Annotated in this window: 2 protein-coding genes; both read right to left on the bottom strand. The window is 38.2% G+C overall.

The window, feature by feature from the left end; genetic code table 11:
* On the bottom strand, nt 1–4,210 hold a 4,210-nt coding region (locus WFZ85_RS15225; RefSeq protein WP_342697126.1), incomplete at its 3' end, for a putative metal-binding motif-containing protein.
* Between the two features lie 947 nt (nt 4,211–5,157).
* Nucleotides 5,158–8,049, bottom strand: coding sequence for a beta strand repeat-containing protein (locus tag WFZ85_RS15220; RefSeq protein ID WP_342697125.1), 2,892 nt, complete (start codon nt 8,047–8,049; stop codon nt 5,158–5,160).
* Nucleotides 8,050–9,257 lie beyond the last annotated feature (1,208 nt).

The raw sequence follows: 9,257 nt of genomic DNA, 5'->3' as shown, positions 1-9,257 counted from the left end.
AATTAACTATCGTAAAGCGGTAAGTAGCGGTAGTAGCACCTGCAAAACTATAAGCTTGCGCTGCAACTCCCGTTGCAAATGATGGTAATACCGTGTTATTAGCCGTAGCCATATTTACCACAACTGGCGCACAGCCCTCTGATAAGTTACCATCACAGTTGTCGTCAATATTATTAAAACAAATCTCCGCAGCGCCAGGGTTAATGGCAGCATTATTGTCGTTGCAGTCAATTCCTAATGAAGTTAAACTATAAAATGGATTAAAACTAGCACCATAACACAACGGTATTAATGGTAAGTCTAAAGTATAACCATCAGCATCAACATCAATATAGAAGTTACCGGTTCTCCAAACTGTATTATCGTTATCATCACAATCTGTGCTGTTAGAAACAAATCCTGTTGGAGCTGTTTCGGCTAACGTTGAAACAGCTAAGTTTCCAAATCCATCACCGTCGTTATCAGCGTAGAAAGTAAACAAATCATTACTGAAATAAATATTATCAACAAACAGACGGAATGGAGAAGCATAATTCTGCTCAAGTTTTACCCCATAAATATCATTCAAGGCTCCTGGAAATGCAGTTAAAGGAACTCTTATCCTATTCCAACCAGCAGTTAGTGGACCTGTATTATGAAGTCTATCACCAGGCGCTAATAGAACAACAAACAAATTAGGTCTTGGAGTGTCTAAATAAATATCAATATTCAAGTGTGACATACCAGTTCCAACCAAATTAATACGTCGCTCTCTATTTGTTGGTGGAGGATTACCTATATCGATCAATCCCATAAAGCCTAGACCATCTATGCGTAAAGCCGTATTGTTACCATTTGGAACCGTCGTTAAAACTCTACCGCCACCTTCTGACCAAAAGGCTTGTCCTAAGTTATAATTAGGAGCATTAGCATATTGAGCGGGAGAACCTGTAAATAGAGAAATAACTCTAGCCGCTTCCCTTGCAGGAAGTGCAGGCGAAGGTCCAGGCTCTGGAAAGTTAACTACCAATTGGGCTGAAGTTGAAGCCGGACCAAAAACGCCCGGAATAGCCGCTTGTGTAGCCGTGATTGTAGTGGTGCCACCACCGACAATAGTTACCGTATTACCACTAATTGTGACAACACCTGTAGGATTAGCACTGTATGTCCAAGCACCACTACTATCAGAAGTAGGATTTGTTATCGTAAACGGAGCATTACCTAATACTTGAGGTGATGGCAGTGTTAACGCCCCAATTGATGGTGGCTGGTCGGTTGCTGGTCTGTAGAAATAGATATTGTCTAAATAAACTACTTTAACTGGTGCAGCAGCTCCCGTTGGATTGTTTAAATCAAAAAAACTAATGTTTGCTAAATTTAAACCAGTAAAAACAGATAATGGAATATCAAAGCTAACCCAGCCATTAAGAGGAATACTTGATTGCACTCTCCGATTTCCTTGAACTTCAAACCATAACTCATTTTGATTAACGGTATAAACATCTATATGTAAAGTTGTCATAGCTGCTACACTAGTAGGAGCAAAAGCTAAACGAGCTAACGTAAAACCATTAAATAATCTGGTGTTATTTCCAGCAATATCAACATTCGTCCCAGCCTGCCATGTGGCTCCAGCTGTTGGAGTATAAGAATTACTATATAAAGAAACCACATCCCACGCATTTCTTGCAGGTGGCGTTGGCGCCGCAGTTCCTAAACTAACAACTAACTGTGCAGTTGTTGTAGCAGAGTTGAACAACCCATCAGCAGCTTGAGTAGCAGTGATAGTAGCTGTACCTGGAGCTAAAATAGTTACTGTGTTGCCACTTATTGAAGCAATACCTGCAGGCAAGATAGTATAGGTGAAAGCTCCATTACTGTCTGAAGTAGGAGCCGTTAATGTAAATGGAGCATCGCCAGTTACTCTAGGTCCAACGGTAAACGCACCTAAAGTAGGAGTTGCTAATACATTAAACGTAGCCGAAATCGTAGCACTATTAAAGTTCCCATTTGCAGCTTGTGTAGCGGTAATCGTCGCGGAACCGCTAACACCCACTTGTATTTGATTTCCATTTACGATAGTTCCTACGGCATTGTTACTACTAGTATAACTCCATGCACCAGCACTATTTGAAGTAGGAGCCGTGATGGTAAAAGTAGGTGCGCCAGGATTTACAGTAGGTAGCGAGAAGTTTGAGACAATTGGATTAGCAGTACCAGCGTAGAAATAAACGTTATCAATGTAAATTTGACGAGGTGTACCGCCACTTTGTTCAAACTTAATTCCATTAATATTAGCGAATCCAGTGCCATAACTTGAAAGTGGAATATCCAATGAATTCCATCCTGCAACAAGCGGTCCAATAGTAAAGTTTCTATCACTTGGTGCAAGCAGATTTAAAATCATAGACGTCATAGGTGTATTTAAGAAAATGTCCACGTGAAGAAAATTCATCCCTTCGACACTGAAATTGGTTGAACCAGTAACTAAACCAAAGAAACCTAAATTATTCACTTGAATACAAGTATTATCTCCATTGGCAAAATTAAAATTAGAATTGGTTGAACCTGCTGACCAACCTGCCTGAACTGCAGGTCTAACGTTAGCATAAGTAGTAGGCGTACCTGTATACAAAGAAACTACAGTACCGGGATCTCTTGCAGGTGGTATTGGAGAAGGTCCAGGCGGAGGGAAGTTAACCACTAAATTAGCAGTTGTACTTGCTGCACCAAAAACACCAGGAACAGCTGCTTGCGTAGCTGTGATAGTGGCAGTACCACCACTTACTATAGTAACTGTATTACCGGCTATCGTTACAATTCCAGCAGGGCTAGCACTATAAGACCAAGCACCACTACTATTTGAAGTAGGATTTGTAATCGTAAATGGAGCATTACCAACCAATTGAGGACTAGGAACTGTTAACGCTCCAATAGTTGGCGGCTGATCTGTTGCAGGTCTGTAGAAATATATATTATCTAGATAAACTACTTTTACCGGCGCAGCTGCTCCAGTTGGATTATTTAAATCAAAAAAACTAACATTACCTAGATTCAAACCAACATAATCAGAAAGTGGAATATCAAAGCTAGCCCAGCCATTCAGTGGAATACTGGAAACTACTCGTCTATTGCCATTTATTTCAAACCAAAGTTGATTTTGATTAACGGTGTAAACATCGATATGCAAGGTGGTCATTCCAACTATGCTTCGAGCACCGAAAGCTAATCTAGCTAATGTAAAACCATTAAAAAAACGGGCATTATCACCAGCTATGGGGACATCCACACCAGCTTGCCATGTAGCTCCTGCAGTTGGAGCATAAGCACCACTATACAAGGATACAACATCCCAAGCATTTCTTGCAGGTGGAGTTGGTGCGGGTGTAGGCGGTGGAGGTAAATTTACTGTAAGGGAAGCTGTTCTTGTTCCTGCTACAAAAACCCCAGGAACAGCAGCCTGAGTGGCTGTTATAGTAGTAGTACCTGTACCAACTATGGTGGCGGTATTGCCACTGAATGTAACTACACCAGCTGGGCTACTGCTGTAAGTCCAAGCACCTGAACTATCAGATGTTGGGTTTGTCATTACAAAAGGACCATCTGTACTTAGTTTAGGATTAGAACCCGGAATTGTTAAAGCTCCTAAGGTAGGAAAAGGCAATGAACTAGGATCTCTAATATTGTCTACCCAAAAAGTTCTTGCAGGTCTTGGCGTAACTGTTGGTGTAAAGAATTGTGTTCTACCAACTTCCCAATAAGCATGAATAACAAATCTGTCAAAAGTTCCCGTTGGATTTGCTTGTTGATTATCTAATGCTGTATTGAATGTAAAAGAAAGGGTTTGCCATGTTCCATCACCATTGTGCGTCACAGCAGCAGCAGCGTTGACACTAGTATTGTAAGGTGGTCTAAGAACTTTTACCAAAAAAGTTATAGCTTCGGTAGCACGAACATCAATGGTTAACGTTTTGTTAGTAGTCAGATTAACTGAATTGGTCAAAGTGAATTCAGTTCCTTGCCAAGGTTCAGCAGCACCAGTGTTACCAGTAATTCTCATAACTCGACTGGTATTTGATCCAGTACCTGTCTCAAACGCTGGAGCTGACATACCGCCAAAAGTGTTTAAGACAACACCCCCTGTTTCAGTAGTTTCAAACCCCAATAAAGAAGCCTGCGAATATCCTAATGAAATAGTCATCAGGAAAAATAATAATAAAATTTTCTTCATAAATGTTTGATTTTTATTGTTGTTAATAGTTTGACTTTTAGTAGGATGTCAAATATATAGTGTTACCATTGAAAAATTACAGCAGTCCTAGTCTATAAAAACTATACAAAAAATGAGAAAAGAAAAAAAACAGTAAAAACCCAACAAACGCAAACGTTGTAGTACGTAATTAGGTATACAAGGTCACTACGACGCAACAAATCAAGGTAGAGAATAAACCAAATGTTGTAGTAATGTTGTGTTTATTTTAACACAACAAGGTAATTACATAAAATAAAAAAGACACGTATTAGTGAATTCTGAATATTTTAGATGAAAAAAAACACAAATAAAAAAGATAAATAAAAATTATTACACATTTCATAAAAGAAACGACACATTTTATAAAAGCAGTACAAAAAACAGTGGCTGTTCGCTGGCTATTTGGCTTGGGTTGCTGTATAACTGTAGTAGCTCTAAAATACTTAAAAACGCAACTTAAATAACTTGGTAAATGAACATATCCTATTTACTATAAAAAGGTTTAATCATATAAAAAGTTGTTGCTCGTTAATTACTAATAAAAAAGTAGATTTATAGAACCAACGGCGTAGAGACAAATAAAAATGTGCTGCAAGGCGCCATCATTATTTAATAAAAATTTAAATAAAAAGTTTATAAAATTGCAGCAGAAATACAAGTCACAAGAAGGTTTATGAAGACCGACTGAGAAATAAAGTTTTGAAAAAACAGTTGTTTTGACATGCTTCACTTGATAATCTTGAGCAGGTAATGCTAACAATAAGCACAATTAATCTAATAAAATTAATTATGAAGTAGATAAATTGAAATTCTAAAAATTGCAATTCATAGAGCGGACATTACTCCAACAACTTTTAAAATATTTATCGCGAAAAGCACTGCTTTCAAAGAGTTGCTGTTGATAAGCAAAAAACGAAAAAGTTACTCTAATTAGCAATTACAATCCAATCGGTTCCATCACTTTGAACCGTAAAACGTTGATTTTGATTCAAAGTATTGATTAAAACATTACCAACATCGTTATAAATTACACCTCCCGCAGTAGAAAAAACTTTCGATGTGATACCATTACTGCCTATAATAACAAATATTTTCCCAAGATTACCCACAGCATTCGGAAGTCTCACTTCCAAAACACCATTAAATACTCTAACGGTATATTCAGCTAAAGAAACATTATAAATACCGGTCGTAACCCCAGTAGTCACAAAAGATTTTACATTAGGATCAACCCAACTGCCATTTCCAACACCATTACTTTGCAAAACATAATTGGCAGTTGCGCCATTTGTCATTTGAAAGTTGGTAGTTACCGTATTACCTGTAACTGTCATGGTAGTCCCATCATCGGTTACTATGCCATCGATAAGAGTTGTTCCATTCCACTTGGGTATTCTATTGATTGTAGCAGAAGATACTTGTGGATCGGTTTCGGTTATAGATAACGAAGAGGAATTTACCCAACTTGTAGCACCAGCTCCGTTTGTTTGCAATACTTGACCAACTGTCCCTCTAACATTCGGCAAAGCATAACCGTTAACACTAGCAGGATTATTAACTTGAAGCGTACCATTAACACGTAATATATTGGTATCAAATTCTCCGTAAATTAAAGCATTACTAGCGTCAGCACCCGTGTTCTCAATATATAATTTGTTACTTCCTGCTCCCGCTTCTGAACTTCCTGCCGCATTACCTATAAATACATTGTCATTGCCCGAAGTAGTCGCACTGCCTGCAAAAGCACCAACAGCGGTATTTCTTGTGGAATTATTCCCTACATTTTGTAGTGCATTCGAACCTATAGCCACCGATCTGGTAATAACACCAGAACCTGTCATTGTATTATCTCCAACCGCCACATTATTAATTGCGGCCGCTGAATTGATTCCTGACAAAGAATTACTACCAACTGCCGTATTAAAACGAGTAGTGCCAGGTATGTTAGTTAAAGCATTGAAACCAATGGCGGTATTATTATTTCCTCCGTTAAGACTGGCTAAAGCACCACTCCCAATAGCAGTATTTTGGGCTCCCGTATCAGAATTAGGCGTATTAATAGCTAAAGCATTAAATCCAAAAGCAGTATTATTAGCAGAAGTGGTATTGGCCGCTAACGCATTGGTTCCAAAAGCAGTATTGTTTATCCCAGTATTTGCAGCCAAAGCATTGACCCCAAATGCAGTGGCATTGGTGGCGGAACCAGCAGTCAAGGCATTAAGCCCAAATGAAGTACTAGTGGCCGCTATTCTTCCAGCGGCGGCACTGCTTCGTCTAAAAGCAACATCAACACCATCAGTGGTACCTATAAAATTCGTCGCCGCGTTTAAACCCGCATTACCCGTCGTTAGCCATCCAGTAGCCGTACCAGTAGCAAAAGGAACCCATCTTGCAGGTACGGCAAAAGCATCCCAAAAATAAAATCCTCTAGGTGCGACCATATTGTTAGTATTGTAAATAATTTCGGAATTTACAGGAGCTGTTAACGGAAGAGCATTATTAACACCTACTAGTAAGGATATTCTAGGTACTAATAAACCGTTATCAGTAGAAAATACATCCAAAGCGGCTTCTGGTGAAGTTACATTAATACCTACAGTTCTTGTAGTATTTACACCAGCTGTTAGTGCTCCGGCCATAGTACCAAAAATAGTGTTACCAATGTTTAATTGATTACTACCAGCAGCAGCAGGTGCGGCAGTACTAGCTCCAATCATAATATTGCTGGCGCCGGTTGTTATGTTAGCACCGGCATCAAAACCTACCGCAGTGTTGTTGGCCCCAGTGGATGTAGCTACTAGGGCTCGAGTACCAAACGCACTGTTACCCGCAGCTGTACTCACATTTAAAGAATTAAAACCAACAGCCGTATTATTGGCCGACGTAGTATTAGTTGCTAACGAATTTGTCCCAATAGCTACATTTGAAATACCTGTTGTATTGGCAACCAGGGATCTGTGACCAAGAGCGGTATTATCATTTCCAGTGGTGTTAGCTCGTAGTGCTTGAACTCCAACAGCGGTGTTATTATTTCCTAGTGTATTTAAGAATAAGGAATTGTTTCCAACCGAAGTATTGGAAGCACCCGTAGTATTAGCTTCCAAAGCCCTATCTCCAACAGCAGTATTAAAACTAGCAGTATTAGTCGTTAAAGCATTTCTTCCAATAGCTGTATTGGAATTACCTACAGTATTTGAAAATAGTGCACCAACACCAACAGCTGTATTTTCGTTACCATTGGTATTAGAAAACATAGTTCTTTCTCCAATCGCAACATTAGCAATACCTGCAGCATTACTGGGCAATACATTGGTTCCGATAGCCACATTTCTAATTCCCGTTGAATTTAGTAGCGAATTGGCACCAAAAGAGGTATTCATATTACCACTACCGGTATTAGGATTACCTACAAAACCCGCTCTAATATTATTTCTTCTCAATACAAAATCAACATCATCGGTAGTCCCTAAAAAATTAGTAGCAGCGTTAGTACCTGCATTCCCCGTCAAAGCCCAGCTGGCAGTAGCATTTCCAGTAGCAAGTCTAATCCACAAAGCACCATCCCAATAATAATAACCCGGCGTAACTTGATTCGGTCCGACAGCTGAAGTAGCTGTATTATAAACCAACTCAGAAATAGTAGGAGTTATAACAGTCGCAACGTTGGTAGCCGTTAAAGCAATTCTTGGAATCAATAAACCATCATCTGTTGATACTACATCCAACGATCCATCGGGTGACGTGGTACCAATACCCATTTGGGCCGTTAAACTAAAAGTTAAAAAGAGAAAAAAAATGGAAAATAAATATAATCTCATAATGAAGGTATTTGTTGTGGTAAAAAAATTAATGTCAAAACTTCTTGTGTTATTTGAGTAAAATAAAAAACAACAATTCCAATATCGTAAATTAATAAATTATTTTATTAATAATTAATTCAATCATATAAAATAACTATACAGGTATTGTTAAAAAATAAATTGACAGCTCAACTCAAAACACTATATAATAAAGCGCCTAAAAGCTACAACTCATATTGTCAAATTAATTATCGTGCCGTTTAAGAAATAGTTGTAGAGGTAATGTAAAGGTGTCCATTTAAATATTCATCATTTATATTCCCATAAAACTAAATATTTTATATCAAAAAAGGTAAAAAAGTAGTGTTCCTAAAAAGAAAATAAAAAAATCAATATAAAGTATCACACAAACCGCGTACCTTTTATTGCTATAGTCAAGCAAGTACGGGACAAAAAATCAGTTAAAATCTTTGCAATCTGTGGCAAAAAAACATCCATTACTTTGTGCTTCAACTTCATGTCCACAGTGCAACAAAAAACCACAAACAACAAACTTTAAACCCTCAAATCCCTTTGCGCACCTCGCGACAACTTGGCGACCCTTGTGGTTAAACAACCCAAACTTAAAATAAACACCGTATATTAATTTTCTTCTTACATCGTGGTGTTACCTAAATACATAGCAAAAACAAATCAATAAATATCTGTACAATCTGTGGCAACAAAAAACATCCTTTAAACCCTCAAAACCCTTTGCGCACCTTGCGACAACTTGGCGACCCTTGCGGTTAAACAACCCAAACTTAAAATAAACACCGTATATTAATTTTCTTCTTACATCGTGGTGTTACCTAAATACATAGCAAAAACAAATCAATAAATATCTGTACAATCTGTGGCAACAAAAAACATCCTTTAAACCCTCAAAACCCTTTGCGCACCTTGCGACAACTTGGCGACCCTTGCGGTTAAACAACCCAAACTTAAAATAAACACCGTATATTAATTTTCTTCTTACATCGTGGTGTTACCTCAATGCATAGTAAAAACAAATCCGTAAAAATCTGTATAATCTATGGTTAAAAAAAACTTTAAACCCTCAAATCCCTTTGCGCACCTTGCGACAACTTGGCGACCCTTGCGGTTAAACAACCCAAACTTTAAATAATCACCATGTAGCTCCATTTCCTATATGTGCCTTTATGTTACCTAAATACATAGCAAAA

Source organism: Flavobacterium aureirubrum (assembly GCF_038739835.1).
Classification (GTDB): domain Bacteria; phylum Bacteroidota; class Bacteroidia; order Flavobacteriales; family Flavobacteriaceae; genus Flavobacterium; species Flavobacterium aureirubrum.
This window is presented reverse-complemented; position numbering and strand designations above follow the sequence as displayed.

Coding starts and splice junctions, on each gene's coding strand:
- WFZ85_RS15220 (WP_342697125.1), bottom strand. CDS start 8,049: ATGAGATTATATTTATTTTCCATTTTTTTTCTCTTTTTAACTTTTAGT.